This is a genomic window from Salinicola halimionae (assembly GCF_003206065.1).
GTDB classification, from domain to species: domain Bacteria; phylum Pseudomonadota; class Gammaproteobacteria; order Pseudomonadales; family Halomonadaceae; genus Salinicola; species Salinicola halimionae.
On sequence record NZ_PZJQ01000005.1, the window covers coordinates 165,882 to 190,547 of the forward strand.

Sequence of the window (24,666 nt, forward strand, 5' to 3'; positions counted from 1 at the left end):
GGTTTCCGGCGCCGAGAAGCACCGATTTCAGCGTTGTCCGCCAGAACACGCTCGCGGATGATGCGCCCATCAATGCCTTAGCTGCCGAGGTCACTGCATGTCTGCACGTCTTTTGGGAATTGCCGTTTCACTGCTGCTCGTGACGGGCTGCGCCAGCGAGTCGACGTCAGCCCCGACGTCGACGACCGAGCCACCGCCAGCCGAGATGTCGTCCTCTCAGACGCCATCAGCCAGCGAGTCGCTGACAGGTAATTACTGGAAGCTGATGACGCTCGGCGGCAGGCCGGTGGCGGTGGCGGACAACCAGCGCGAGGCGCATCTGATCCTCGGCGCTGATGGTCGAGTTTCCGGTTCGACCGGCTGCAACCGCTTGATGGGCAGCTATACCCTGCAGGGCGATACGCTGACTTTCTCGCAGCTGGCATCGACGCGAATGGCTTGTCCGGCTGAGATGATGGCGCTGGAGCAGGCATGGCTGACGACGCTTTCCGACACCGCGCATTATTCGATCTCGGGGCAGCGATTGGTGCTCGAAGATGCCAAGAATCAGCCGCTGGCCGAGCTCAAGGTCAACGCGCTGTATTAAGAGCATCGACATCGCCATGGAATTCGTGGGAGCAGAGCCTTGACCCTGATCGACTGTGAGTTTGGCCGGCACGGTGGCGCCGTGCTGGAAATCTTCAACGACGCCATCCTCAACACGACGGCGCTTTACGAATATGAGCCACGCACCACGGCGTTCGTGGAGGGCTGGTTTCAGGCCAAGCGAGACGGCGACTACCCCGTCGTTGGTATGCTGGACGAGCACAGCGGCCACCTGATGGGCTTTGCCAGCTATGGCCCGTTTCGCCCTCATGCCGCCTACCGCTACAGCGTCGAGCATTCGGTCTACGTCGATCGAGATTTCCGCAAGCGTGGAGTGGCTCGGCAACTGATGCTGGCGCTGATCGAGCGGGCCGAGGCACAGCAGTATCACACGCTGATCGGCGGCATCGATGCTACCAACGAGCCGAGTATCGCGCTGCATGAACAGTTGGGTTTCGTCCATGCGGGCACCGTGCGCCAGGCCGCCTACAAGTTCGATCGCTGGCTCGACCTGGCGTTCTATCAGCGGATCTTGGCGACACCGAACGAGCCCCGGGCGAACTGACGCTCAGGGCGCGTCGTCGTCCTGATTCGATGGTGTGTGCGTGGAGCCCGCGGCCTGATCGCTGTCGCTGGGGTTGCCGCTGTCGTCGTTGCCGCTACCGTCTTCAATCGCAGCGGTCGGCGTGCTGGGCAGCGCGTCGGATCCGATCGCCAGTTTATCGGCATCGGCCATGTAGACTTCCTGACTGCTGCGCCGGAACAGGCAGAGTTCCTGGCCGGCTTGGCCGTTCATATGGTCCTGAGAATAGTGACCCTGGATCAGCAACGCCGTCATTCCGGCCTCGTCGTCGAACAGCACGGGTTCGCCTGCCGGCGCGGCGTCAGGGAACTGGCTGGCGTTCTGGCACTGCTGGATGACCGCTTGATCGTGTGCCTTCCACGCGGCATCGCTGGAGGCGGCGGCCTGACTGCTCAGCCCGAACAGCGCCGCGGCGAGATAGATCGGTGCGGGGATAGTGATGAAACGGCGCATGGGGAGGCGTTCCTCGTTGCCGGTTGATAGGGCGGCGACCGTCGCTCTCAGCGTGACGGGTTCACGCTCGCGTAATCTCGTCGCATTTTTCACGGGCTATCGTGGCCTGTCGTTGGAGTATAGACACCGTATGGCACTCCCCGTTGCATTGTTGTTTCTGGCCGTGGTGTTCTCGACCTCGGTGTTATCCGGCGTTTTCGGCATGGCCGGCGGATTGGTCCTGTTGGGCTTTCTGCTTGCCTGGCTGCCTGCGGCGACGGCGATCGCGGTCCACGGCGTGATCCAGCTCACCGCCAACGCCTCGCGGGCGTGGCTATCGCGGCGGTTCATCGCCTGGCGGATCGTCGGCATGATCGCTTGCGGCGTCTTGATCTCGGCAGCCTTGCTGACGCTGGTGCGCTATTCGCCCAGCGAGACGGTGGTATTGATCGTGCTCGGCCTGATGCCGGTGATGGTGTGGATTCCCAAACGCTGGTTTCACTTCGATGTCTCGAGGCCCGGGCATGCTGTCATGTGCGGCATCGTTTCCGGCGGTCTGACCATCGCGGTCGGGGTTTCGGGGCCGACCATCGATATCGGGTTCATCCGCACCCAGCTCGATCGACGCACCGTGGTGGCCACCAAGGCGACCATTCAGGTCATCGCGCATACGCTCAAGATTCTCTTCTACTGGCAGGCGGCGATGGCGATGGATACCGCCCAATGGGGCTGGATCGCGCTGGCGATTCCCTTTGCCTTCCTCGGAACACGCACGGGCAACCTGGTCCTGGCGAGACTGACGGACGATGGCTTCCGTTACTGGACGCGCTGGATCGTCACCGTGGTGGGCGCTTACTACCTGATTCGCGGACTGATGAACCTGCTGGCCTGACCACCGCTCAATCGCCAGGCTGTTAAGTCCCTAGGTCTTCGAGTCCTTAGGTCTTCGCGTCACGGGGTCGCCTGACCTTGAGAAGGGCTGACCCCGAAGTAGCGCTTGTATTCGCGGCTGAACTGCGACGTGCTGCGATAGCCGACATCGGCAGCGGTACGAGAGACGTTGGTGCGCTGCTGGCCGAGAAGAACACGTGCCCGGAGGAGCCTCAGGCGTTTGAGATACTGCACCGGCGACAGCTGCGTCGTGCGCTTGAAGTGATGATGAAAGTGCGATGCGCTCATGTTGGCGCGCTCGGCGAGCGTCTCCACCGTCAACGGTAGTGCGAAATGGCGGTGGAGATAGTCCAGCGATTCGGCGATGCGCGCGTAGTGACCATGCTGCTGCACCAGCTGGCGCAGCGACTGGCCCTGCGGGCCGTTGAGCGCGGCGAACAGCACTTCGCGCACGCGTCCGGCGCCGAGTGCTCGGCTGGTGTGCTCATCCTGCAGACATAGCGCCAGACGTTGCACGGCCTCGGCCATGGCCGGGTCAAGTGCGACGGCCGCCATGGGTTCGGGGGTGCCGCGATCGACATCGGTCTGGGTGGGCAGATGATGCACCAGTTCGCTCAGCGTCAACGGGTCGACGGCAATCGATATGCCCAGCAGCGGCGCCCCGGGACGGGCGAGCGTCTCGCATTCGAACGGCAGCGGCATCGCCTGCACCAGATAATTGCCGGGACCATAATGAATGACCCGGTCTCCCAGATAGCCGATCTTGTCACCTTGGGCGATGACGAATATCCCCGGTTCGTAGATCAACGGCGTACGCGGATGGCTGCATCCCGAGGCGATCAGTTTGACACCGTCGATAGCCGTATCTGAGAAGCCGTCGGCCACGGCCAGCGGTGCCAGCATTCCGGCCAGTCGCGATGCCCAGGACTCGTTCGTCGTCGAAGCACCAGGAGACGGGGCCGAAGGGCCATGGTGCAGTCGAGACGGTTCGGGATGACGATCGAGCATGACGACCTCGCGCTGGTGAAGATAAACAGGGTCAGCGTATTGTGCATGACTCCGACTGAATAGACGTAATAGTCTCTCGAATTCAGGAGAATCGAGCAGATGTTGCAGAGGAAACGGCATGGCTGTCGGATGCGTTGTCGGCCACACTAGGCGCACGATTCGTTCATTCACCCATTCTTCATCGGAGTCACCAATATGACACAAGCTACTGCCACGCCCGCCAAGGGCTACGCTGCGCATTCCGCTACGTCGCCGCTGGAAGCGTGGGACTTCGAGCGCCGCGCGCCGCGCCCGGACGACGTCTCGATCGAGATCCTCTACTGCGGCGTCTGCCACAGTGACCTGCACTTTGCTCAGGATGACTGGGGCATGGCCTCCTATCCTGTGGTGCCGGGACATGAAATCGTCGGCCGAGTGACGGCCGTGGGAGACAAGGTCGCCAATTATCAGGTCGGCGATATGGTCGGTGTGGGTTGCATGGTCGACTCCTGCCGCCAGTGCAAGGCCTGTAACGACGGGCTCGAAAACTACTGCGCCGAAGGCTTCGTGATGACCTACGGCAGCCCGGACAAACATGATGGCACCCTGACCCAGGGCGGCTACTCCGATTCCGTCGTGGTCAGCGAACGCTTTGTCGTCAGGATTCCGGACAAGCTCGATATCAAGTCCGCTGCGCCGATTCTCTGTGCGGGTATCACCACCTATTCGCCGCTGAAGCACTATGGCGTCAAGCCGGGTGACAAGGTCGGCATCATCGGGATGGGTGGCCTCGGCCACATGGGGGTCAAGCTGGCCAAGGCATTGGGCGCCGAGGTCACGCTGTTCACCCGTTCCGAGTCCAAGAAGGCCGAAGCGAAGAAGCAGGGCGCCGATCACGTCGTGATCTCGACCAACGAAGACGAGATGGGCGCGATCACCGAGACCTTCGATTTCATGCTCGATACGGTGCCGGTGCAGCACGACATCAACCCGTATCTCAACGCCCTGAAGCCGGACGGTACTCACATTCTGGTTGGCCTGCTCGAGCCGATCGATCCGGCGATTTCCGGTGCCAATCTGGTCTTCCGTCGCCGGGTGCTGGCCGGTTCGCTGATCGGCGGTATGCCGGAAACCCAGGAAGTGCTCGATTTCTGCGCCGAAAAAGGCATTACCTGCGACGTCGAGATGATCAATATCGATCAGATCAACGAAGCCTGGGAACGCATGCAGAAAGGTGATGTGAAGTATCGCTTCGTCATCGATATGGCATCGATCAAGAATGCTGGCTGATAGCCGCGGCTTGATTAGCCTGGATCGGTTCTGACATGGGATCGATTCCGACATGAAAAACTTGAAAGCGTGGCCCTCGGGCCACGCTTTTTTGCGTTCCAAACGCTTGTGCAGACCTGTCAGTCGTCGTTGGCCACTCTCACCAATCCTTCCTGCGCCGTCGATGCGATCAGCCGACCCTCACGATTGTAGAAGCTGCCGCGAGCGAAGCCGCGCGCGCCGCCCGCCCATGGGCTTTCCATGATGTAGAGCAGCCAATCGTCGACTTTGGGATCTTCGTGGATCCATAGGGCGTGATCCAGACTGGCAATCCGCAGGCGCGGGTCGCCGAATTCCACGTCGTGGGCAAGCAGCGACGTCAGCAGCAGGTTGAAATCGGAGCTGTAGGCAAGCAGATAGCGATGCAGCGCCGGATCGGCAGGCATGGCCCCACTTTGACCCCCGCCGCCCATGCGGAACCAGATCATTCGCGAAGGCGGTCGATCGCGGGATTCCTCGACCGTGATGAACTCGCCGGGGTGCCCGTGGAAGCGTTGATGAACCGCCTTGCCCTCGGCAAGCAGCGTTTCCGGTGACGGAACCTGGGGCATCTCGGGTTGATGGTGCAGGCCGTGCTCGCGTCCCTGGAAGGAGGCGCTGCAAAAGAAGATCGGCTTGCCTTTCTGGATCGCCGTGACCCGTCGCGTGGTGAAACTGCCGCCGTCGCGAACGCGGTCGACGGAGTAGATCACCGGCAGCTGGGCATCGCCGGGGCGCAGGAAATAACCATGCAGGGAATGCAGGTAACGGTCTTCAGGCACCGTGCGGGTGGCGGCGGCGGCGGCCTGTCCCAGTGCCTGTCCGCCAAAGAGCTGGGGCAGTCCCAGATCCTGGCTCTGGCCGCGAAACAGGTTCTCTTCCAGCGCTTCCAGGCCAAGAAGCTGGATCAGGTCGTTCAGCGCTTGTGTCATTCGGGTATCCTTGATGGCGTGTCCGTGGAGGCATGTCGCGAGTATATCCTGCTCGATGGCAGCTCGCCGCGACGCCGACGACCTCGACCGACTCTCGCCGCGAGGAGAGATCGGTCGCGATGCCGCAATACGGGATGAGCACGATGCGCAGCGATGAATTCTACATGCACCGGGCGTTGGAGCAGGCACGACTGGCGCTCGACCACGGCGAAGTGCCGGTCGGTGCCGTGGTGGTCGACCCCGCAGGCGAGGTGATCGGCACGGGTTATAACTGTCCGGTGGCAGGTCACGATCCGACCGCGCATGCCGAAGTGCAGGCGTTGCGCAGCGCGGCCTCGGGTCTGGCCAATTATCGACTGGACGATTGCACGCTGTTCGTGACCCTCGAACCCTGCCTGATGTGCGCGGGAGCGATTATCCACGCCCGCATTCGGCGGGTCGTCTATGCCACCGCCGAGCCCAAGGGCGGCATGGTCGAATCCCGTGCCAATCTCTTTGCCCAGCCATGGTTCAACCATCGCGTGGAGATCGCCGGTAGCGTGCTCGCTGCCCCGGCCAGACGGCTGCTTCAGCAATTCTTTCGGGAGCGGCGCCAGCGCGATTCTTCACCGGCGTCCGGTGTGAGCGACGAAGCGAGTTGAGTCACGAACCGGCTTGAATCGGCGGGCACTTCGAATAAACGACTGGCCTGAATCGTCGATCGGAATCCAGAGACGTTCCCGGTTCAGATGGCGTCGGCGAGAACGACACGATTGCGCCCATTTTGCTTGGCACGATAGAGCGAGTCATCGGCGGCCTGGAAGACCCGGTCGCGCTGTATCGGCAGCGTGTCGGTGACGCTGACCCCGATGCTCAACGTCACCGGCTCTCCATCGGGTTGGACGAGACCGCTGTCGGCAACCGCTCGGCATAGCGTTTCGGCGATCTCACCGGCGGTCTTGCGATCGCAATGGGGCAGACAAGCTACGAACTCCTCGCCGCCGTAGCGGGCGAACATCCCTCCAGCTTGCTCCACCGGCAGGCGACAGCTCTGTGCAATCGTCTTGAGATGGCGATCGCCCTCCAGATGGCCGAAGTGATCGTTGACGTTCTTGAAGTGATCGATATCACAGATCAACAGCGCCAGTGGCAGCGGGTCGCGATGAGTGTCCATCCAGCGCAGCAGCTCGCGTCGGTTGGGCAGCTGCGTCAGCTCGTCGTGACGGGCGATCCATTCGATCTCCTGCTGCAGACGTTCGCGCTCTCTTATCTCTTCGCGCAGCGAGACATTGGTGCGGTTGGCCAGATGGTGCTGATGGGTCAGACGGCGGTAGATATAGAGCACCATGTGCAGGAGGTAGGCGAGCAGAATACCGAAGACCAGAGTGATGTCCGGCAGCCTGTCGCGGTTTGACTCCAGCCAGTGCAGCGACGGCTTCACGCTTAGCGTCAGCCGATCGGTGCCCACGTTTACCGTCTGCTGGTAGCGCCAGTCCGCGAGGTTGCCTAGCGGGCCATAATGAAAATAGAGCCGGTCGCCACCACTGAGCGTCACCGCGCGATCCTGATTGTCGATCTGCGCCAGCAGCGAATTGAGCAGGTTGTCCACGCTGACCACCATGCCGACGGCGCCGCGCAGCGTGCCATCGACGGCGTCGCGGACCGGTAGATAACTGATGACTCCCCTCCCGCCCTGGAGAAAGTCGATGATGCCGGTCTGGCCTTCGATGCCGTAAACCAGCGGGCGATCCAGCGCCTCTCTGGCGGCAGGGTCCGACGCGTAGAGGTTGACGCCGAGTACCGATTGATTGTCTCGCATCGGGTAGACACGAATGACGGTGCCATCGAGATCGATGAAAGCGATATTGCGAAAATAACTGAAATCGTCGTGATAGCGTTTGGCCTGTTGCTCCCATTCCGAGCGGGTGGGAACGTGGCCCATCATGTTCCAGAAACTGGTGAAGCGCCGCATTGCCTCGAGGTGGGAAGCCGTCTCGGAGGCCAGCCTGGTGGCAATGTCGTTGCCTTCGTTGGCGGCCAGGCCGTAGAGGCGCTGATTGTCGGTTTGGCGCTGCTCCTGCCAACTGATCATGGCCAGCAGCGCGATCGATCCGCCGACCATCAGAGGTAGCACGATACGTCGCCAGTAGCATCGAAGCGTTGGAAAAAGTACCAGGCATTGGGCGAACCAGAGGAGCCATAGCGATGCCAGGATCGGTAGCGGTATGCCGACCATGCTGGAAGCGTATTCCGGCGGAGGAGTCAGCGAACGGTAGCTGAGCCAGCTGCTGCCCATGGCGATCAGCAGCAAGAGAATCGGCGAGCCCAGGCCCAGGCGTGATAACAACAGGACGTTGAGCATCAACCCGAAGACGACGCTCAGCGAGAGGATAGGAGGCCGGCTGTGGAAGAGGTCCCAGTTACCGGGAAGCTCGTTGAGCCATCCCTGCCAGACGTCGACGCTCAACCAATTTTCGGCGATCAGAAAGCTGCTGATGATCGCCAGGGTCACGAGTGCGGTGGGGATCAGCAACCAGCGGCTGGACTTCTGCCATTGATGAGACGCGGCAAACTGGCCCAGCCAAAGTACGCCCAGCAGCGGGGCCAGGATCCAGCGCTGCGCCGGTTCGTCGCTGGGCCAGATCGCCAACAGCAGAATCGGTAGCGCCAGGTACAGCGACAGACGAGACACCACCATAGGCGTTACGGTTCTCCACGGCGCAGTTGCCAACTCCGGTCTTCAACTACAGCAGCGGGGCAATGACTTCGAAGGGAGGGGTTTCCTCTCCGTCGAGGGCGCGCTCGCCTAGCTGATTGAACTGCTGTTGGCTGCGATTGACGTATTTCAGTATCTCGTAATAACGGCGCACGTTACGCACATAGATTACCGGTTCCCCGCCACGAGCGTAACCGTGGTGCACACGAGAGTACCACTCGCGCTGTTGCAGCAAGGGCAGAGCTTCGCGGACGTCGGCCCAGCGATTAGGATCGCCGCCACGCAGTCGAGCGATGTCCTGAGCGTCGAAGAGATGTCCCAGCCCGACGTTGTAGGCGGCGAGCGCCATCCAGGTTCGATCCGGCTCGGGAATATCGTCGGAAAGCCGCTGTTTGACCTGTTGCAGATACCGGGCGCCGCCGTCGACGCTCTGGCGAGGATCCAGACGGTTGTCGATGCCGATCTCCTTGGCAGTGGGGAGGGTCAGCATCATCAGGCCGCGAACGCCGGTCGGGGACTCGGCGCCGGCCTTCCAGTGCGATTCCTGGAACCCCAGCGCGGCCAGCAGGCGCCAGTCGAATCCGGTCTCGCGTGCGGCTTCCTTGAAATACGACACGAAGCGCGGCAGGCGGTTGCCAACGTGGCGAATGAACAACCGAGCGCCGACGTACTCGAGATAGTCGTCATGACCGAAGTAGCTTCCGACAAGCTCGTCCAGAGCGCCGTTGCGCCGCTGCGTGTCCAGAAATTCGTTGGCGGCCGCGAGCAGGTCGAGCGACCGATTGGCGGCGAATGCCCAGCTCAGACTCATGGGTTTGCCCAGCGGGAAACCCCGTTCGACGTTAGGGAAGAACAAACGATTGAGCTGGAACTGATGGGTATAGACGACGGCGGCGTCGAGGTCGTCACGCTCGACCATCTCCATCAGGTCGGCGATGGTCAGGCCGTCCGCTTCGCGCCAGCCCAGTTCGGGCAGATTTTTCTGCTGCGTGTGTAGCGCAGCGGCCGTGCCGGAATCGGCGATGGCGCCGATGCGCAGCCCGACGAGATCGTCCAGGGTGCGTACCGGCGGCAGCCCGCGGCGATAGACCACCAATGGCTGCAGCATCAGGATCGGCTCACTGTAACGAATGCCCGGCTGGCCGAGATCCAGCGTGAGTGCCGCGGCACCCATGTCCGCATTGCCACTGCGCACATCGTCGAAAACGCTGGAGATCCGAGCCTCGTTTTCGACCGCCAGGCTGATCCCCAGCGATTGCGCGAAGCGCCGCATCAGCTCGTATTCGAATCCGGTCGGGCCATGACCTCCTGCGTAGAAGGTAATGGGTCCATTGCGGATGGCGACCTGCAGGAAATCACGTTTCCGGATCGGATCGAGCCCGTCGCTGAAGCGCAGCGCCAGCTGAGCGGGGCAAAGGAGAATCGCCAACGCCAGTAGCCCTGTCAGCACGAGTCGCAGGCGTGTCGGTAGCTTGGACATGCAGTGGGATCGGTGACAGCGTGACGGCACACCATATCCGGCCATCGCTTCGCTGTCATCTATTGGCTACCACGCTATGCATCCCGGATCGCGGGCGCTGCGCTTCGAATCGATGAACGTTTCGCGCGTGTTTTCACGACCCATGCAGCTCGGGCGCGTTGGCTTAGCGAGCGTCGCCGCTTTCCAGTATCATGTCGGCCTGATCCCGGCATCGCTGCCCGTCTAGTACAACACAAACGAGTACGAGACAGACGCGATCCTCGACCGTCCTGGAGGCTTTCCACGCCATGCTCGAATTGCAAGGCGCTCCCGCGCTATCTGCATTCCGTCACGCCAAACTGCTCGCCGATCTTCGCGCTGTCGTTCCCGAAGTCGAGTCTCTCAAGGCGCATTATGTTCATTTCGTCGACCACCATGACGAGCTCGATGACAAGGCGCACCAGGTATTGGAGCGGCTGCTGGACTATGGTTTTCAAAGCCATGGTTTTCAAAATCATGGTTTTCAAAACCATGAAGGCCAGGGGAGCGGCGAACCCGATCGTGACGCGCCGCTCGATGGCCACCTGTTTCTGGTCGTGCCGCGTATCGGCACGATCTCGCCGTGGTCCTCCAAAGCTACCGATATCGCCCACAACTGCGGGCTCGAACAGGTCGAGCGCGTCGAGCGAGGTATCGCCTATCGCATGACGCTGAAAAGCGCGCCGTCCGCCGAGGCCTACGACGTCATGGTGTCGCGTCTGCACGACCGCATGACCGAGACCGTACTGTTCGACTCGAGTGACGCAGCCAAGCTGTTCTCGCATCATCAACCGACCCCGCTGGCGACGGTTGACGTACTGGCCGGTGGACGAGCGGCGCTGGCGGAGGCCAATGGCAAGCTGGGGCTCGCCCTGGCCGACGACGAGATCGACTACCTTGTCGATGCTTTCCAGCAACTGGGCCGCAATCCGACCGACGTCGAATTGATGATGTTCGCCCAGGCCAACTCCGAGCACTGTCGTCACAAGATATTCAATGCCGACTGGGTGATCGACGGCGAGCCGCAGACCCACTCGCTATTCAAGATGATCAAGAACACCTTCGAGCAGTCCGGCGACAAGGTGCTATCGGCATACAGCGACAACGCGGCGATCATCGAAGGGCCGACGGCCGGGCGGTTCTTCCCCTCGCCACAGAACCAGGTTTACGGCGCGACCCAGGAACCGATCCACATTCTGATGAAGGTGGAGACCCACAACCATCCGACGGCGATCGCCCCGCATCCGGGTGCGGCCACCGGCGCCGGTGGCGAGATTCGTGATGAGGGCGCCACCGGCCGCGGTGGCAAGCCCAAGGCCGGATTGACCGGTTTCACCGTCTCCAATCTGCGGATTCCCGAGTTCGTGCAGCCGTGGGAAGCGTTCGACTACGGCAAGCCCGAGCGGATTCAGTCGGCGCTCGACATCATGCTCGAAGGGCCGATCGGTGGCGCCGCATTCAACAACGAATTCGGCCGGCCCAATCTCAGCGGCTTCTTCCGGACCTTCGAACTCGAGGCGGTTGGCGCTGGCGGCATCGAACGCCGGGGTTACCACAAGCCGGTGATGCTGGCCGGCGGCTACGGCAACGTTCGCGATGGGCACGTACTCAAGGGCGAGATTCCGGTCGGCGCGAAGCTGATCGTGATGGGCGGCCCGGCGATGCTGATCGGGCTGGGTGGTGGTGCTGCCTCGTCCATGGCATCGGGTACCTCGAGTGAGGATCTCGACTTCGCCTCGGTCCAGCGCGACAACCCGGAAATCGAGCGTCGCGCTCAGGAAGTGATCGATCGCTGCTGGGCGCTGGGGGACGACAATCCGATCGCTTTCATCCATGACGTCGGCGCAGGTGGTCTCTCCAATGCCTTGCCGGAGCTGGTCAAGGATGGTGGCTGCGGTGGCCTCTTCGATCTGCGCGCGGTGCCCAACGTCGAGCCGGGCATGAGCCCGCTTGAAATCTGGTGTAACGAAGCCCAGGAGCGCTATGTGCTGGCGGTCACGTCAGAGCAGCTCGAGGCCTTCGACGCGCTGTGCACCCGTGAACGCTGCCCTTATGCCGTCGTCGGCGAGGCCACGCAAGCGCACCACCTGGCCGTCCGTGATGGACATTTCGAGGCCGATCCGGTTGATCTGCCGATGAGCGTGCTATTCGGCAAGCCGCCCAAGATGCAGCGCAGCTTTGAGCGCGAGGCCCTGAAACTGCCGGGCCTGGGCCTCGACAACCTCGATCTGCGCGAAGCGCTGGATCGTGTACTGCGCCTGCCGACGGTCGCCTCCAAGAGTTTTCTGATCACCATCGGCGATCGTTCCATCACGGGCCAGGTCGCCCGCGATCAGATGGTGGGCCCGTGGCAGGTGCCGGTGGCCGACTGCGCAGTGACCACGTCGAGCTATGACACTCACGCGGGCGAAGCGATGGCGATGGGCGAGCGCCCACCGGTGGCACTGATTGACCCGGCTGCGAGTGCGCGGTTAGCGGTGGCCGAAGCGATCACCAATCTGGCAGCGGCACCGATCGCCCAGCTTTCCGACATCAAACTCTCTGCCAACTGGATGAGCGCCGCCGATCACGTGGGCGAGAACCAGGCGCTGTACGACGCCGTCCATGCTGTCGGCATGGAGCTGTGCCCGGCGTTGGGTATCGCCGTGCCGGTGGGCAAGGATTCGATGTCCATGCGCACTGCCTGGCAGGTGGAAGAGGGCGAAAAAAGCATTACTGCGCCGCTGACCCTGAACATTACCGGTTTCGCGCCGGTCACCGACGCGCTGCGCACCCTTACGCCGCAGCTGCGTCTCGACCAGGACGAGAGCGACCTGATCCTGATCGATCTGGGTCGCGGACAGAACCGCCTCGGCGGTTCGGCCTTGGCACAGGTCTACGGTCAGGTCGGCAATCTTTGCCCGGATCTCGATGAAGCCGAAGATCTGGTGGCGTTCTTCAGCGTCATCCAGGGGCTCAACGCCGATGGCAAGTTGCTCGCCTACCATGATCGCAGCGACGGTGGCCTGATCGTGACGCTGCTGGAGATGGCCTTCGCCGGCCGCGGCGGGCTCGAGATCAAGCTCGACTGGCTGACCGACGACGCCGTCGGTGCGGTCGATGCGCTGTTCTCCGAAGAGCTCGGCGCGGTGATCCAGGTCAATCGTCACGATACCGAGTTCGTGCTGGCGCAGTTTGCTGCCGCCGGACTCGAGACCTGTGGCGTGATTGCCCGGCCGCGGTACGACGATCAGGTCCGCGTCACGCTGTTCGAAGAGCCGCTGCTGGAAACCACCCGCGCCATGACACAGCGCACCTGGTCGGAGACCAGCTATCGGATGCAGGCGCTGCGCGATAACCCCGAGGCCGCCAAGAGCGAGTTCGATGGCCTGCTCAACCTGCGTGACCCGGGCCTTTCGGCCAATCCGACCTTCGATGTCAACGAGGATATCGCCGCGCCCTACATCCAGACCGGCGTGCGTCCTCGGGTGGCGATCCTGCGCGAGCAGGGCGTCAACGGGCATATGGAGATGGCGGCGGCATTCGACCATGCCGGTTTCGAAGCGGTCGATGTCCACATGAGCGATATCCTCGCCGGGCGCATCACGCTCGATGACATGAAAGGCCTGGTCGGCTGTGGCGGCTTCTCCTACGGCGACGTGCTTGGCGCCGGCGGCGGCTGGGCCAAGTCGGCGCTCTACAACCCCCGCGCTCGCGACCAGTTCGCGGCCTTCTTCGCCCGTGAGGACACTTTCGGTTTCGGCGTCTGCAACGGCTGCCAGATGTTCTCGCAGCTGAAGGAGCTGATTCCGGGTGCCGAGCGCTGGCCGCGCTTCGTGCGCAACGGCTCCGAGCAGTTCGAGGCGCGCGTATCGATGGTTCAGGTCGAGGAGAGCCCTTCGGTCCTGCTGACCGGTATGGCGGGGTCGACCCTGCCGATTGCCGTCGCTCACGGCGAAGGCCAGGCGCTATTCGAGGACAGCGGCCACCTGCGCAGCATGCAGACCAGTGGTCAGATCGCGGTGCGCTACATCGATAATGAAGGCCAGGTCACCGCGCGTTATCCGGCCAACCCCAACGGCTCGCCGGCGGGGATTACCGGGCTGACCACGCCTAATGGCCGTGTCACCATCATGATGCCGCACCCCGAGCGCGTAGCACGTGCAGTGACCAACTCTTGGCGCCCGTCGGAATGGACGCAGGACGGCGCGTGGATGCGGATGTTCCGCAACGCGCGGGTCTGGGTGGGTTGATGTAAGGATCGACTGATGTGAAGGTCGATCGACGCCAGAGTTGGCGTGACGATGAAAGCCGGCTTGCCCTTGGATCTATATCACAGGGCAGGCCGGTTTTTTATGGGTGGTTGGACGGGTGGTTGGCTCTATGTTGGTGAGGCTACGACTGACGGCACATTGACTGCCCTTGCGCGCGTTATTACGAGGGGCAGGCCCCTCGCGCTCCCCTTTTTGACGCCACAGAACGATGAAATCCCGAGCGTTTGAGCACCAAACTCGGGTCAGCGCCTAGGGACATCCCTGTCCCAACGCGCCTCGCGCGACATCCATGTCGCGCGCCCCGGTTTGTGTGCTCATCGCTCGGCATCGTTCTGAATAGGCGTCATGGGGTGGCGGCCGTCACCTCAACGAATTTACCAGATGGTTCATCGTCTCCAAGAAAAGGATGGCGAAACTCTCATTCATAGAGCGCCCAGTGTCGCGTCCGAATTCTGTCCAGACAGAGCCTGAGTTCACCATCCAGCGCTCGGTCTTCGACCACCGGGGCGAAATCTTCGCGCAGCGTATCGACCATCTCGGCAAGCGGGGCGGGCAGAGGATCGCCGCGCAGATGGACGCCCTGCAGCCCGGCGAGCAGGGCAGCGGCGGCGACCTGTTCGGTGAGTTCGAGCACGCGCAGGGCATCGCGGGCGGCGATGGTGCCCATGCTGACCTTGTCCTGGTTATGACACTCGGTGGAACGCGAAAAGACGCTGGCTGGCATGGTGCCCTTGAGTGCTTCGGCGGCCCAAGCGGAAGCGCCAATCTGTACCGCCTTGAAGCCGTGATTGATCATCGCGCGTTCGGTTGGGGCGCCGGACAGATTGCTCGGCAGGCCGTGGTTGTAGCGGGTGTCGACCAGCAATGCGAGCTGGCGGTCGAGCAGATCGGCGACGTTGGCGGTCAACGTCTTGAGGCTGTCCATGGCGAAGGCGATATGCCCGCCGTAGAAATGCCCGCCATGCATGACGTCACCGGTATCTGGATCGATCAGCGGATTGTCGTTGGCGCTGTTGAGTTCGATCTCGATGAAGCCGCGCAGCCAGCCGAGGCTATCCGCCAATACGCCGAGAACATGCGGCGCGCAGCGCAACGAGTAACGATCTTGTAGACGCTGTTGAGGGGCTTCGAGCTCGGTCTGAAGATCCTCGCGCAGCCACGCCGCCACGCGAGCCTGACCAGGATGCGGCTTGGCCGCGAACAGTCGGGCTTCGAAATGGTTGGAATTGCCGCGCAGGGCGGCCATGTTGAGCGCGGTAACGCGAGTGGCGAGTTCCAGCAGATATTCCGCTCGGCTGAACGCCTGGCACGCCAGCGCTGTCATCACCGCTGTGCCGTTCATTAGCGCCAGGGGCTCTTTGGGCCGCAGCGTGAGCGGCTCCCAGCCCAGCTCGGCATGGGCGTCGGCTGCCGTTCGCACTTCACCGCGCCAGATCACCTCGCGCTCACCACAGAGCATGGCCGCCACATAGGAAAGCGGGGTCAAGTCGCCGCTGGCACCGACCGAGCCTTCTTCGGGAATGCGGGGCAGCAGGTCTTCCTGCAGGCAGGCCTGCAGCCGTTCGAGCAGCGCGAAGCGTACGCCGGAGACGCCCTGACACAGCGATTGCAACCGCGCGGCGAGCACGGCACGTGCGGCTTCGGGTTCAAGGTATCGACCCAGGCCGCAACCGTGAAAGGTGTAGAGCTGACGCGGCAGCGCTTCGACCTGGGAAAGCGGAATGGTCGTGACGCAGGAGTCGCCATAGCCGGTGGTGATGCCGTAGATCTGCCCCTCGCGATCGAGCAGGCCGTCGACAATCGCCGCGCCCCGATCGATCCGCGCGCGCCACTGCGGGTCGGTATCCAGCGCCGGTTCGGCGCGGCGTTCGGCCAGAGCGATGACGGATTCAATGGATAGCGGCGCTGGGCCGAAGGTGATCTGCGGAGCATTCGGAGTCATGCAACGGCGTCCGTTTGGGTTCAGGAGACGCCGAGTGTAGCCGCGGGCGATGCCACGCGGCTAGCGGATGCCATCAGGCGGTGGCATCAGGTAACGATATCGCGAAGCGGTACTGACTTATTCGGGACGAAGAGCCGTGTAGAAGAAGCGTACCGAGGGGTCGCCCGCGATCAGCGGTGCGGAGCCTTCCTTGAACGGCGCATAGTGTGGCATCTGGGTGTGATGCTCGAAGGCGGCGCGGTCGCGATAAACCTCATGGAGGACGACCACGTCTTCGCTGCCTTCCGGCGTCAGCACGTCGAATGCCAGGCAACCTTCCTCGTTGGCCAAGGATTCACTGGCATCGTTGTGGGCGAGGGCGAGAAACGCGGGCACTTGCCCGGCCTTGATCTGAAACTCGGCGAGGACAACGAAGTAAGTCGTGTCGGCCATGGTGATCTCCTTGTCGGACATGTCATCGATAACGGCAGTCTAGACACCCTGCCACAAGGGCGAAAGCGGCATGCGCCTCAATGCACGCGCGGCGCTTCACCCATGCCCAGACGTTCCTGAAATTCGGCCACTGCGCTCTTGAGGAGTTCCAGTAGTCCGGGGATCAGCGCCACGCCCTGGTCCGGCCCCTCGACGAACTGCTCGACGCTGACGTGCACGGCTTCGTTATGCACGACCAGCTTGGCGGCTTTCAGGATATTCATCACATCGTTGGCGGTTTCCAGCAGCAGCGTGCGGTTGGCGGCGTCTGCAGCCTGCCACACGCCAGGCAGCATCAACTGGAAGAAAGCTGGCTCGTCTGCAGCGACCACCAGAACGAACTCCAGATGGTCCTGGCGAATGCGTGCGGCCTGATCGTCCATCGCTTCGATGTCGATCTCCATCGCACGCAGTTTTTCGATATAACGTTCGAGCGGCGTGTTGGGTTCGAGGGGGGTGTTGGCCTGCATGAAGGCACTCCGGACGAGAATCATGACGAAGACGCGGTGGCGCCGATGACCTTCATTGTAAGGGAGAGCGCCGCAGCGGTCAGGTTGATACCGTCGGGTTCAGCACGGTGGCTCCCAACGCCTTGAACACGTCACTTCGCGCATCGGCGGCGTCGGTGATCAGCGTCCAGTGCGGAGGGAAGGCGGTCCAGTGCTGCTGGCTGGCCCGACCCAGCTTGGTGGCGTCCGCCATGATATAGACTTCGGCCGCGCGTGCGATCATCGCCTCCTTGAGCCACGCCTGTTCAGGACTCGCTTCGCAGAGCCCCAGCTCGGTGACGCCATCGGCGCTCAGAAACAGCCGGTCGACCGTCAGCCGGGAAAGCGCCGCGTGCGCCAGCGGGCCATAGACCGTCATGCTCGAGGCGCGCAGATCCCCGCCGAGCACGGTCGTATGCCCTTCCGGCAATTGCATAAGGTAAGGCAGCGCCGCCATGTTGTTGGTCACCACGTGAAGGCCGCGACGCTCGTTGAGCCGGGCCGCCAATGCGGCGGTGGTGGTGCCGCCGTCCAGTAGTACGGTGTCGTTGTCTTCGACACAGTCCAGCGCGCAATCGGCCAGTCGGGCCTTGACGTCACCCTGACGCGTACGTCGCTGTTCCAGGGTCAGCTCGGGTTCGCGATGGCCGATATGGGCCGCGGCGCCCCCGTAGGTGCGAACCAGCAGGCCCTGATCCGACAGCGCGCCAAGATCACGACGCGCTGTCGCCTCGGAGATAGTGAAATGCTGGCAGAGCGCGTCGATGCTGGTGATGCCCGACAGCACCGCATCCAGCATCGCCTGGCGACGTTTGGCGACTTTCATGGTGATTCCCTGGGGTCGACCAGCGCGACGCGCTGGCTCGGCCTCTTCGTGGCTGGCGATATTTCGCCGGTCATTGTGCCACCGTTACCGAGAATGACGCATCTCGGGTCTCCCTTGAATTCGAACGGGAAGTCGGGGCAAACGGCTTCATTCGCTCAGAGACGTATGGTGGCGCGCCGCGACGATGTCGGAGAGCTCGGGCACGTACTTCTCGCCGTCACCCTGGGATTCGGCGCTGGCGTAGAGATCGCGAACGGCTTTGGCGACACCGGCATCGACGTTCATCGCCTCGGCCAGCGACGCGAGGTAGCGGGTGTCCTTGTGAGCGTTGGCCAGGGTGAATCGATGGGCATTGCGATCACGCTCGAGCACGTACTGAAAGAAGGTCTGATAGAAGCCGCTGTCCATGCGCGAGCCGCGAATGACGCTGTCGAAGGTCTGCGGCGTGATGCCGGCCTTGGCGCCGATGGTCAACGCTTCGGCGAAGATCGCCCCGTAGCCCATGGCGAGGAAGTTGTTGAGCAGCTTCATGGTATGGCCGGCGCCGACCGGGCCGACATGCAGAATCCTGGCGGCCCAGGTCTCCATCACCGGGCGTACGCGTTCGAGGGTGGCATCGTCGGCACCCACGATCGCCTGCAGTTCACCGGTCTCTGCCTGGGCCGGCGTACCGCCCAGGGGCGCGTCGATCAGGGCGATACCGTCCTCGCTCAGCGAGGACGCCAGCTCGCGGGTTACCGTGGGTTCGGAAGTCGAGCAGTCGACGATCAACAGGCCCTCGCGGCCGGCATTTCTGGCCCCGGCCCGGATCCCTTCGTCACCGTCGATCAGTGCCTTGACCTGCGGCGCACCGGTCACGCACAGAAAGACGATATCGCATTGGGCACCCAGCGCTGCAGCGTTGCTGACCTCTTCGGCGCCCTTGGCAACCAGATCGTCGATGGGCTGGCGGTTGCGATGGGCCAGTACCTTGAGCGGATGGCCCGCTTTAAGGATGTTGGCGGCCATACCGGCCCCCATGAATCCCAGTCCTGCAAAACCGATGATGGGCATCTCTTTCTCCTCAGCAGTGATAGTCATGAACGCGATGAAATGGCGTCAGTGATCCGGCCTATTTGGCAGTGTTGCGGCTGGCCAGCTCGACCGCCTGGCGCAGCGCCTCGATCAGACTGCGATCGTCGGCGATGCCTTTTCCGGCGATATCGAACGCGGTGCCGTGGTCGACCGAGGTGCGCACCACCGGCAGACCGACGGTGACGTTGACGCCCGCTTCGAGCCCCATCACCTTGACCGGACCGTGGCCCTGATCGTGATACATCGCCACCACGCAGTCGAAATCGCCGCGACCGGCGCGGAAGAATAGGGTATCGGCAGGCAGCGGACCTTCGACGTTCCAGCCCCGCTGGCGCAGCGCCTCGATCGCCGGCACGATCTTCTCCTCCTCCTCACCATAGCCGAACAATCCGTTCTCGCCGGCATGAGGGTTGATGCCGCAAACGGCAATGCGCGGATCGGTCTGCCCGGCGCGTGCCAGCGTTTCGTGGGCGCGCTCGATGGTGCGGGTGACCAGTCCCGGTTCGATCCGGGCGATGGCATCGATGATGCCGATATGAGTGGTGACGTGGATCACCTTCATCTTCGGTGTCACCAGCATCATCGAGACTTCCTCGGTGCCAGTGAGATGCGCCAGCAATTCGGTGTGGCCCGGGAACACGTGGCCACCGGCATGCAGCGCTTCCTTGTTGAGCGGTGCGGTACAGATCGCATCGAGCTCGCCGGCTTCGATCAGTTCCACGGTCTTGGCGATGTACTGATAGGCGGCATCGCCGGCGATCGGCGAGACCTTGCCCCAGGGCAGATCGGCGGGAATCAGGCCGAGGTCGATGCACTCGAGGGTGCCGCGCTCGAACCGCGCCTGGGCGGGGGCGTCGACGACATGCAGCTCGAGCGTCGAACCGACGATCTCTATGGCCTGACGCAGGCGATCGGCGTCGCCGATGACCAGCGGCCGGCAGGTGTCGTGGACGGCGTCCTGGGCGAGCGCCTTGACGATGATTTCCGGGCCGACGCCGGCGGCGTCTCCCATGGTGATACCGATGATGGGGCGATCGCTCATGCTCGTATCCTCTGCTGAGTCTTGAAAGTGGGTGACGGATTCACTGTGGGTGGCGACTGTCCCGTGGGTAGCGGATCCCGGGTCGTGCCAGACCCGCTGGAAGGCTTCGGAATCACCGAAGCCGCCGGCCTTGGTGATTACCTCCAGGGGCCGCTCGCCATGGCGGGTCACAAGCCGGGCCATGCCGGTATCGGGGGCGTCGATCAGCGTCAACCGGGTGATGTCCGCGGCCATCAATATGGCCCGGGCGGTGGCGCCACCCGTGGCGATCAGCCGATCGACCGCGGCCAGATGCGGGGCGAGCATCACGCCGAGTTCGGCGCTGAGGCGCGGCCCATCCGCGGCGTTGCGATCCTCGTTCTGGGCCAGACGAACCATGACGTCCTCACCCGCCTGCAGCCTTTCCCCGATACGGTGAGAGAGACGCTGGGAGATCGACGCCAGCGCGGGCGACGACGAGGTCTCTTCCGTCTCGCCGAACAGCTCGGCCGGGGTGATCTCCACGACTGCGAGGTCGGGGTTGGCGGCCACCAACGCGTCGGCCTGAACGTGCGAGATACCGCTCATGCTGCCGATCACGATCAACGTCGGGCGTCGACGTGGGGCACGGGCGGAAGGGGCCTCGGCCGGCGTACCGGTGAGCCCCAGCGCATCCGGCAGGACCAGGCCCAGCCCGGCCGAACCGACCCAGAAGACGTTGTCTAGAGAGGTGGTCAGCGCGGCCAGACGCCGCAGGTCGGCATCGGTCAGGGCGTCGCAGACGACGGCTTCGACACCTTCCTGCTGATACTGCCGCAGCATGTTCGAGACCATCGCATCCGTTTCATAGAGCGTTGCCAGGTCGAGGTGACGCGTGGTCAGCGCCGCGCCTTCCAGCATCTCGACCAGATCGGCGCGGCCGCGGATGCCTTCGTTGGTCCAGACCTCGGTCTCCTCGACCGGGCGTTCGTGTAGCCACTGGCGGCCGGCCCGGGTGGTGCGTCCTGTGGCCGGGTAAGCCGGGGCGACGATGGCCATGCCGGCGCTTGGCACCAGACTCGCGATCTCGGCGGCGACGTTGCCACGCAGGGTCGAATCGATCTTCTTGAATAGATAGCGATAGCGCCCCTGCCACTGATTCAGACAGTCGCGATGACGCTCTACCGCCTGCTGTGGGGAGCTGGCTCGCGAGTCGAGATCGATGGCGACGGCATTGGCGCTGGCACTGATCCTCCCCGAAGCGGAGAGCATGACTTGCGTCGAGAGCCCTTGTCGGGTGCAGCCAATCGCCGAATCGGCGGTGCCGGTCAGATCATCGGCCAGAATGAGCAGGGATGTCTGATCGGCCATCGAGGGCGGATCGGACAGGTGCGAAGCAGGCGCTATCGTCATGGTTATGATTGAACCGATTAAATATTTCCGTATAAATTGATCGATTCGATCATAAATGGCAAGTCGACGAAGGTGGAACACGACCCGCCATGAACATGAACACGCGTGGCCACCAACCGGAAAACGAGGCCGAATTCAGTTCACTGACTCAGCCAGTGACTCAGCCAGTGACTTGGTCAGTGATTCAGAAAGTGATTGGGCTGGTGATTCGGCCAGCGATTCGTCCATATCAGGGTTTCAGCGCCGTAGGCTGCCAGAATCGCCGCGCAGGGCATAGGCTTCCAGCACGCGGGCATGGACATCGGCGAGAGGGTGGTCGTGCTCGAGGGCAAGGCGATGGATGTCATCATATTCCGGCGCCACCCGGATATCGCGGCCGTCTAGGCTGCCGATCTTGACCCTGACCTCGCCCCACTCGGTTTCGACGACTTCGATTCGGCGATTCAGAATTCGCCGGCTGGATTCATGACGGCGCACGCCGAAAGTCGAGGTGTGCAGGAGCAAGAGTCGCTCCAGGCCATCCGCTCGCGGCCACGGTGCCAATACCGTGATCAACGTTCCGGGGCGAGATTTCTTCATCGTGATCGGGGTATAGAACACATCGAGGGCCCCGGCTTCCAGCAGCAAGCCCATCAGGTGGCCCAGTTGCTCGCCAGTAACATCGTCGAGCTGGCACTCCAGGACGCCGATCGACTCTCGCGGTTCGTCGTCGTGGGTGGTCGTGGACGATCTCTCGGCCTCGAACAGAACGCTGCGCAGCACGTTGGGATGGGCCGAGTCGCGATTGCCGGCGCCGTAGCCGATCCGCAGCGGTATCCCGGCCGGCAGTCCGCCGAAGCGCTGGACCAGTACCCCGAGAAAGGCAGCGCCAGTGGGCGTGGTCAGTTCGCCCGGCGCATCGAAATCCGACAGCGGCACCCCCTTAAGCAGCTCCAGGGTGGCCGGCGCGGGAATCGGAAAGCGGCCATGGGCGATATCGATGATGCCGTGTCCTACCGGCACCGGCGAGGCGCTGATGCGATCGATACCGAGCAGCTCGAGTGCCAGACAGACACCGAGGATGTCGATGATCGAGTCCATCGCCCCTACTTCGTGCAGGTGGACCTCGCCGGGATCGATGCCGTGAATTCGCCCCTCGGCCTCGGCAATCGCGGTGAAGAGCGCCGTCGCCCGATTTCTGGCCCGGTTCGGGAGGTCGGCGGCCGCGATCATCGTCAGAATATCGCCGGCACGGCGATGACCATGGACGTGCTCGTGCTTGTGATTGTCGTGATCGTGGTCGTGGCCGTGATTGTGGTCGGCGTCGTGATGATCGTGATGGGAATGATCGTCGTGATGAATGCCGCGAACATGCCCATGCGGATCGGCGATGTCGAGATCGATCGTCAACAGGCGGGCCCGAATCCCGCAGCGATCTACCGGCCGGGTGCCGAGTTCGAATGGGTCGATTGGCAGCCGGCGTAACGCGGTGGCGATCTGGTCCAGATCGGCGCCAAGATCCACCAGCGCTGCCAGCAGCATGTCGCCGGCGATGCCAAAGGTGCAGTCGATATGGAGCGTCTTCATGAGCTGCGTGGCCCTGTTGAGGCGGATTCGGCGGGCGCCTCGGCGGCGGGTGTCGAGCTCCCGAAGTTGGCGGGCTGCGGATCGGGGCCACGCTCGAGCAGCGACAGAATGCTGGCGGCCTGCCAGGCGGCGCCGAAGCCGTTATCGATATTGACCACGCTCATGCCGGTGGCGCACGCCGACAGCATGCCCAGCAGAGCAGTGATGCCCTGCAGGCTGGCGCCGTAACCCACCGAGGTCGGCACCGCGATCACCGGATTGCGCACCAGCCCGGTGATCACGCTGGGTAGCGCGCCTTCCATGCCGGCAATCACGACCAGCACGTCGGCTCGGGTCAACGCCTCGCGATGCGCCAGCAGGCGATCGATGCCGGCGACGCCGACGTCGTTGAGCCGGGCGACATCGGCGCCCAGCCACTCGAGGGTGCCCGCTGCTTCCTCGGCCACGGGCAGGTCCGACGTGCCGGCGCAGATCACCGCCACGGTACCGGGGAGTCGTTTCGGCGGGGCACCCCAGGAAAGCAGGCGGCTCATCGGATCATAGTGCCCGTCGGGATGATCCTGAAGCACGCGTTCGGCGCGCTCGGCATCGAGTCGGGTGACCAGCGCGCGCTGGTGACGATCGATCAGGCGGCCGACGATGGCGCTGATCTGATCGGCCTGCTTGCCCTCGCCGAAAACGACTTCGGGGACGCCGTTACGGACTTCTCGATCGTGATCGACACGGGCGAATCCAAGATCGGAAATGGGGCGGTCTGGGCGTTCGGTCATGCCATATCCTGTCGATCCGAATTCAAGGCAGCAGTCGATTCATGCTGCCGCTGCGATACCCGGCCAGGTCCAGCGTCACCCAGGCGTAACCCAGTGCGGTGAGTTCCGCGACCAGCCGGTCGTGATGTTCGAGCACCGTCGCCATGTCCTGGGGTTCGACTTCGATCCGGGCCAGTTCTCCATGGTGCCGCACGCGAAGCTGGCCGATGTTCAACGCTCTGACGCGGCGCTCGGCCTCGGCAATCCGCTCGAGCTTCTCCAGCGTGATGCGCTCGCCGTAGGCAACCCTCGACGACAGACAGGCCAGCGAGGGCTTGTTCCAGGTCGGCAGGACCATTGCCTGGGAGAGTTCGCGAATCTCGGCCTTGTAGAGTCCGACTTCATGCAGCGGACCGCGCACGCCGTACTCGCGAGCGGCCTGGGTGCCCGGGCGGTGCTCGCCGTCGTCATCGGCGATCAGGCCGAAGACGATATTGTGGAATCCGGCGTCGACCATGATCGGTGCCAGATGCGTGAACAGGCCGGATTTGCAGTAGTAGCAGCGATTGGCGTCGTTTTCGGCGTAACCGGGGATGGCGATCTCCGAGGTCTCGATGACCCGGTGCGGCGCCTGCAGGCGCCGGGCCAGATCGCGGGCGGCATCGAGTTCCTCGAACGGATAGGATTCCGAGTCCGCAGTCACCGCCAGCACGCGTTCCCGGCCCAGCGTCTCCAGCGCGATGGCCAGCAGGAAGGTGCTGTCGACGCCACCGGAGAACGCCACCACAACATCGCCCATCTGGCGAAGGACGTCGCGCAACCGGGCCAGCTTGGCCTCGAGTTCGGCGCCCTGGGCCACGTCAGCGGTCAGCGACACGCTGTGCGAGTGCGACGGCGCCGCGTCCACGCTCAAGGTATTGATTCGTTCGGTTCGAACCGTCGAGGTCATGGGTTCCCTCCCGTCGTGTGTCCG

General features: G+C 63.2%; 20 protein-coding genes. 6 read left to right on the plus strand and 14 right to left on the minus strand.

Annotated elements, in window-relative coordinates; translation table 11 throughout:
* Positions 1–97 precede the first annotated feature (97 nt).
* The gene (locus DOM27_RS13610; RefSeq protein WP_110656596.1) at positions 98–586 is read left to right on the plus strand and encodes an META domain-containing protein; all 489 of its coding nucleotides are present in this window, start codon (positions 98–100) and stop codon (positions 584–586) included.
* Between the two features lie 39 nt (positions 587–625).
* Positions 626–1,150, plus strand: a complete 525-nt coding sequence (locus tag DOM27_RS13615; protein WP_110656597.1) for a GNAT family N-acetyltransferase — start codon at positions 626–628, stop codon at positions 1,148–1,150.
* Between the two features lie 3 nt (positions 1,151–1,153).
* On the opposite strand, the gene DOM27_RS13620 is transcribed toward DOM27_RS13615, so the two are convergent.
* Positions 1,154–1,621 carry a hypothetical protein gene (locus DOM27_RS13620; RefSeq protein WP_188113731.1) on the minus strand — a complete coding sequence of 156 codons (468 nt, stop codon included), beginning with the start codon at positions 1,619–1,621 and terminating at the stop codon, positions 1,154–1,156.
* Positions 1,622–1,751: 130 nt separating this feature from the next.
* On the opposite strand from DOM27_RS13620, the gene DOM27_RS13625 reads away from it, so the two are divergent.
* Positions 1,752–2,492 (plus strand): TSUP family transporter, encoded by a 741-nt coding sequence (locus DOM27_RS13625; RefSeq protein WP_110656598.1) that lies wholly within the window; start codon positions 1,752–1,754, stop codon positions 2,490–2,492.
* A 59-nt stretch (positions 2,493–2,551) separates the two neighbouring features.
* Here the strand turns inward: DOM27_RS13625 and DOM27_RS13630 are convergent, their stop codons facing one another.
* Complete coding sequence (locus DOM27_RS13630; protein WP_110656599.1) at positions 2,552–3,499, minus strand: AraC family transcriptional regulator; 948 nt, start codon at positions 3,497–3,499, stop codon at positions 2,552–2,554.
* A 195-nt stretch (positions 3,500–3,694) separates the two neighbouring features.
* Between DOM27_RS13630 and DOM27_RS13635 the strand changes: the two genes are divergently transcribed.
* Positions 3,695–4,768 (plus strand): NAD(P)-dependent alcohol dehydrogenase, encoded by a 1,074-nt coding sequence (locus DOM27_RS13635; protein ID WP_110656600.1) that lies wholly within the window; start codon positions 3,695–3,697, stop codon positions 4,766–4,768.
* Positions 4,769–4,887: 119 nt separating this feature from the next.
* Here DOM27_RS13635 and DOM27_RS13640 read toward each other — a convergent pair whose 3' ends face one another.
* Positions 4,888–5,718 (minus strand): acyl-CoA thioesterase, encoded by an 831-nt coding sequence (locus DOM27_RS13640; RefSeq protein WP_110656601.1) that lies wholly within the window; start codon positions 5,716–5,718, stop codon positions 4,888–4,890.
* Positions 5,719–5,861: 143 nt separating this feature from the next.
* On the opposite strand from DOM27_RS13640, the gene tadA reads away from it, so the two are divergent.
* On the plus strand, positions 5,862–6,359 hold the full coding sequence (tadA, locus tag DOM27_RS13645; RefSeq protein ID WP_110657800.1) for a tRNA adenosine(34) deaminase TadA: 498 nt from the start codon (positions 5,862–5,864) through the stop codon (positions 6,357–6,359).
* Positions 6,360–6,442: 83 nt separating this feature from the next.
* Here the strand turns inward: tadA and DOM27_RS13650 are convergent, their stop codons facing one another.
* Together DOM27_RS13650 and mltF are read right to left on the minus strand one after the other, a co-directional pair.
* Positions 6,443–8,395 (minus strand): diguanylate cyclase domain-containing protein, encoded by a 1,953-nt coding sequence (locus DOM27_RS13650; protein ID WP_110656602.1) that lies wholly within the window; start codon positions 8,393–8,395, stop codon positions 6,443–6,445.
* A 46-nt stretch (positions 8,396–8,441) separates the two neighbouring features.
* A complete protein-coding gene (gene mltF / locus DOM27_RS13655; RefSeq protein ID WP_110656603.1) occupies positions 8,442–9,893 on the minus strand; it encodes a membrane-bound lytic murein transglycosylase MltF in 1,452 nt (483 codons plus the stop codon).
* A 287-nt stretch (positions 9,894–10,180) separates the two neighbouring features.
* Between mltF and purL the strand changes: the two genes are divergently transcribed.
* Positions 10,181–14,143 carry a phosphoribosylformylglycinamidine synthase gene (purL, locus tag DOM27_RS13660; RefSeq protein ID WP_110656604.1) on the plus strand — a complete coding sequence of 1,321 codons (3,963 nt, stop codon included), beginning with the start codon at positions 10,181–10,183 and terminating at the stop codon, positions 14,141–14,143.
* Positions 14,144–14,582: 439 nt separating this feature from the next.
* Here purL and DOM27_RS13665 read toward each other — a convergent pair whose 3' ends face one another.
* From DOM27_RS13665 to larE, 9 genes are all read right to left on the minus strand, one after another.
* On the minus strand, positions 14,583–16,106 hold the full coding sequence (locus DOM27_RS13665) for an HAL/PAL/TAL family ammonia-lyase (protein ID WP_110656605.1): 1,524 nt from the start codon (positions 16,104–16,106) through the stop codon (positions 14,583–14,585).
* Positions 16,107–16,223: 117 nt separating this feature from the next.
* Positions 16,224–16,538, minus strand: a complete 315-nt coding sequence (locus DOM27_RS13670; RefSeq protein ID WP_110656606.1) for a putative quinol monooxygenase — start codon at positions 16,536–16,538, stop codon at positions 16,224–16,226.
* A gap of 77 nt (positions 16,539–16,615) precedes the next feature.
* On the minus strand, positions 16,616–17,047 hold the full coding sequence (locus DOM27_RS13675) for a hypothetical protein (protein ID WP_110656607.1): 432 nt from the start codon (positions 17,045–17,047) through the stop codon (positions 16,616–16,618).
* A 79-nt stretch (positions 17,048–17,126) separates the two neighbouring features.
* A complete protein-coding gene (locus DOM27_RS13680) occupies positions 17,127–17,891 on the minus strand; it encodes a DeoR/GlpR family DNA-binding transcription regulator (RefSeq protein WP_110656608.1) in 765 nt (254 codons plus the stop codon).
* 147 nt (positions 17,892–18,038) lie between these two features.
* Entirely contained in the window at positions 18,039–18,944 is a 906-nt protein-coding gene (locus tag DOM27_RS13685) for an NAD(P)-dependent oxidoreductase (protein WP_110656610.1), read from the minus strand.
* A 58-nt stretch (positions 18,945–19,002) separates the two neighbouring features.
* Complete coding sequence (gene pdxA / locus DOM27_RS13690; RefSeq protein ID WP_110657802.1) at positions 19,003–21,336, minus strand: 4-hydroxythreonine-4-phosphate dehydrogenase PdxA; 2,334 nt, start codon at positions 21,334–21,336, stop codon at positions 19,003–19,005.
* A gap of 279 nt (positions 21,337–21,615) precedes the next feature.
* Positions 21,616–22,944 carry a nickel pincer cofactor biosynthesis protein LarC gene (gene larC, locus DOM27_RS13695; RefSeq protein WP_110656612.1) on the minus strand — a complete coding sequence of 443 codons (1,329 nt, stop codon included), beginning with the start codon at positions 22,942–22,944 and terminating at the stop codon, positions 21,616–21,618.
* Positions 22,941–23,714, minus strand: a complete 774-nt coding sequence (larB, locus tag DOM27_RS13700; protein WP_110656614.1) for a nickel pincer cofactor biosynthesis protein LarB — start codon at positions 23,712–23,714, stop codon at positions 22,941–22,943. The genes larC and larB overlap by 4 nt, the downstream gene beginning before the upstream one ends.
* Before the next feature lie 22 nt (positions 23,715–23,736).
* Positions 23,737–24,642, minus strand: coding sequence for an ATP-dependent sacrificial sulfur transferase LarE (gene larE / locus DOM27_RS13705; protein WP_110656616.1), 906 nt, complete (start codon positions 24,640–24,642; stop codon positions 23,737–23,739).
* Positions 24,643–24,666: the final 24 nt, after the last annotated feature.

What these genes read in the sequence shown, in the direction of transcription:
- DOM27_RS13685 (WP_110656610.1), bottom strand. Translation starts at nt 18,944, where the DNA reads ATGCCCATCATCGGTTTTGCAGGACTGGGATTCATGGGGGCCGGTATG.
- DOM27_RS13640 (WP_110656601.1), bottom strand. Translation starts at nt 5,718, where the DNA reads ATGACACAAGCGCTGAACGACCTGATCCAGCTTCTTGGCCTGGAAGCG.
- DOM27_RS13650 (WP_110656602.1), bottom strand. Translation starts at nt 8,395, where the DNA reads ATGGTGGTGTCTCGTCTGTCGCTGTACCTGGCGCTACCGATTCTGCTG.
- larE (WP_110656616.1), bottom strand. Translation starts at nt 24,642, where the DNA reads ATGACCTCGACGGTTCGAACCGAACGAATCAATACCTTGAGCGTGGAC.
- DOM27_RS13675 (WP_110656607.1), bottom strand. Translation starts at nt 17,047, where the DNA reads ATGCAGGCCAACACCCCCCTCGAACCCAACACGCCGCTCGAACGTTAT.
- larB (WP_110656614.1), bottom strand. Translation starts at nt 23,714, where the DNA reads ATGACCGAACGCCCAGACCGCCCCATTTCCGATCTTGGATTCGCCCGT.
- pdxA (WP_110657802.1), bottom strand. Translation starts at nt 21,336, where the DNA reads ATGGCCGATCAGACATCCCTGCTCATTCTGGCCGATGATCTGACCGGC.
- tadA (WP_110657800.1), top strand. Translation starts at nt 5,862, where the DNA reads ATGCGCAGCGATGAATTCTACATGCACCGGGCGTTGGAGCAGGCACGA.
- DOM27_RS13680 (WP_110656608.1), bottom strand. Translation starts at nt 17,891, where the DNA reads ATGAAAGTCGCCAAACGTCGCCAGGCGATGCTGGATGCGGTGCTGTCG.
- DOM27_RS13635 (WP_110656600.1), top strand. Translation starts at nt 3,695, where the DNA reads ATGACACAAGCTACTGCCACGCCCGCCAAGGGCTACGCTGCGCATTCC.
- DOM27_RS13620 (WP_188113731.1), bottom strand. Translation starts at nt 1,621, where the DNA reads ATGCGCCGTTTCATCACTATCCCCGCACCGATCTATCTCGCCGCGGCG.
- purL (WP_110656604.1), top strand. Translation starts at nt 10,181, where the DNA reads ATGCTCGAATTGCAAGGCGCTCCCGCGCTATCTGCATTCCGTCACGCC.
- DOM27_RS13670 (WP_110656606.1), bottom strand. Translation starts at nt 16,538, where the DNA reads ATGGCCGACACGACTTACTTCGTTGTCCTCGCCGAGTTTCAGATCAAG.
- larC (WP_110656612.1), bottom strand. Translation starts at nt 22,944, where the DNA reads ATGAAGACGCTCCATATCGACTGCACCTTTGGCATCGCCGGCGACATG.
- DOM27_RS13610 (WP_110656596.1), top strand. Translation starts at nt 98, where the DNA reads ATGTCTGCACGTCTTTTGGGAATTGCCGTTTCACTGCTGCTCGTGACG.
- DOM27_RS13665 (WP_110656605.1), bottom strand. Translation starts at nt 16,106, where the DNA reads ATGACTCCGAATGCTCCGCAGATCACCTTCGGCCCAGCGCCGCTATCC.
- mltF (WP_110656603.1), bottom strand. Translation starts at nt 9,893, where the DNA reads ATGTCCAAGCTACCGACACGCCTGCGACTCGTGCTGACAGGGCTACTG.
- DOM27_RS13630 (WP_110656599.1), bottom strand. Translation starts at nt 3,499, where the DNA reads ATGCTCGATCGTCATCCCGAACCGTCTCGACTGCACCATGGCCCTTCG.
- DOM27_RS13625 (WP_110656598.1), top strand. Translation starts at nt 1,752, where the DNA reads ATGGCACTCCCCGTTGCATTGTTGTTTCTGGCCGTGGTGTTCTCGACC.